At 61.4% G+C, this 2015-nt stretch carries 1 protein-coding gene; it reads right to left on the bottom strand.

From position 1 onward, the window contains the following. Positions 1 to 172: 172 nt before the first annotated feature. Positions 173 to 1888 (bottom strand): FAD-dependent oxidoreductase, encoded by a 1716-nt coding sequence (locus tag WAW17_RS29370; protein WP_422336371.1) that lies wholly within the window; start codon positions 1886 to 1888, stop codon positions 173 to 175. Positions 1889 to 2015: the final 127 nt, after the last annotated feature.

Below are 2015 nucleotides of genomic sequence, written 5' to 3'. Positions count from 1 at the left end.
GTGCAATCCCACTGGACCGCCGTCCGCCGAAATGCCAGTGGGACGCTTCTCGTACGTGCTCATTCTCCACCCATCCTTCAGGTCTGGCGACCGCAACAACTCTAGCACTAGACATTATCAGGTTAGATATACTTCCGCGCGTGCATTCGCTCTCGTCGCTCCCGCCTCTCGGTCAGATCGAGGCAGATCCGATCGGGGTGACAGCGTCCGCGTTCTCCGCACCCGCAACACGTAGCATCTCGTCGACCTCGACTAATTTGACACGGGGTCGACCGCCGAGGATGCCGGCACTCACTTCGTGGGAATCGATGGACTTCCAACCCGACAGATCGATGCGTCTGGGCTGCCGTTGCTCGACGAGCTCGTCCAGTTCGCGCTGCCCCTTGGACGGCGATTGGAGTCGCCCGGCAAAGTGGTCGTCGAGTAGTTGGGTGACCGTGTCACGCGCACACAACTTGTTCGTGCCGATCACCCCCGAGGGTCCACGCTTGATCCAGCCTGCCGTGTAGACGCCTTTGCTCGGCTGACCGGACTCCGGATCGAGCACGCGCCCATCGATATTCGGTATCGTCCCAGCCCTCGAGTCGAACGGCAGGCCAGGCACCGGACGTCCCCGATACCCCACCGACCGTAGAACCAACCCGCATTCGAGATCTTCTACGACGCCGGTCTGCTCGACCGTGACATTGCCGTGGGAATCGTCCACGAGCCGGTTGCGCGAGATGCGAATCCCACGTACCGATCGTTCACCGAAGAACTCGACCGGAGATCGCAGGAAGCTAAGGTTGATCAACCTGTTGCCAGGGGTACGTTCGCGCGCCGCATACTCTGCGATGATCTTCGATTTCAGTGACGCCGGGAATGCTCCGCCCATGCCGGCGCCGTCGGGACCCGATTCCGCCGCAGTGTCGGCGGTGACATCGATGCCCGGAAGGTTACCGAGCGCCAGTAATTCCGGCGTGGTGAATGCCGCCTGGAACGGGCCACGACGCCCGAGCACCACGACCTCCTTGATCCTGCTGGCCGCCAGTGCCTCCAATGCGTGGTCCGCAATATCGGTGCGCGCGAGTGTAGCGACGTCGCTGACCAGAATGCGAGCGACATCCAACGCCACGTTTCCGTTACCGACCACAACAGCACGTTCCGTCGCCAGATCGAAGGTGCGATGGACGTAGTCGGGGTGGCCGTTGTACCACGCCACGAAATCTGTTGCAGAATGGCTGCCAGGAAGTTCCTCGCCGGGAATACCGAGGCGGCGATCCTCCGGCGCCCCCACCGCGTAGATCACTGCGTCATGATGCGCCAGTATCTCCTCGTGGGAGATGTGCTTGCCTACCTCCGTATTGAGGTAGAAGTTGAATCCCTTTCTGCGAGCGGTTTTTTGGAACAGCTCCGTCACGGTCTTCGTTCGAGGATGGTCTGGCGCCACGCCGAACCTGACCAGCCCCCACGGCGTCGGAAGCCGCTCGAACATAGAGACCTCAACGTAGAGACCACGTCGACTGAGCAGCTCCTCCGCGGCGTAGAACGCGGCAGGCCCGGAGCCGACCACTGCAACACGAAGGGGGGCCGCCTCCGGCGGTGTCTTGACCGTCACCGCGGGACTACCGACGTCGCCGGCTGTTCCCGGCTCCTGATCCGAGTAGTAGGCGGCATTGATCTCTGCGTACGGCTCGGTTTCCAGCGTGAGCTCACCGTCGGTGACGATCGCATCAACGGGACATACGTCCATGCACGCACCACAATCGATACAGCTGTCCGGATCGATATACAGCATCTCTGCACGTCGATAGTCCGGTTCGTCCGGAGTCGGATGAATACAATTCACCGGACAGACCGCAACGCACGACGCGTCATTGCAGCAGGATTGAGTGATTATGTGAGTCATTTCGCCGCATGCTTCCTCTGGTTGCGTGGACCGACTCCGCGAACGGGTATCACCGACTCGATCACGTGTCCATGTGTTGGGTTCAGTTCGGCGGCAGCTGGTGGCGCCCCACGTTGCCGAACGCTGA

This window comes from Rhodococcus sp. (in: high G+C Gram-positive bacteria) (assembly GCF_049286785.1).
Lineage (GTDB): Bacteria > Actinomycetota > Actinomycetes > Mycobacteriales > Mycobacteriaceae > Rhodococcus_F.
Note: the sequence above shows the minus strand (reverse complement) of the source record. Positions and strands in the feature narration are given on the sequence as shown.

Excerpts from the sequence above, each read along its gene's own strand:
- WAW17_RS29370 (WP_422336371.1), bottom strand. The coding sequence starts at position 1,888 with ATGACTCACATAATCACTCAATCCTGCTGCAATGACGCGTCGTGCGTT.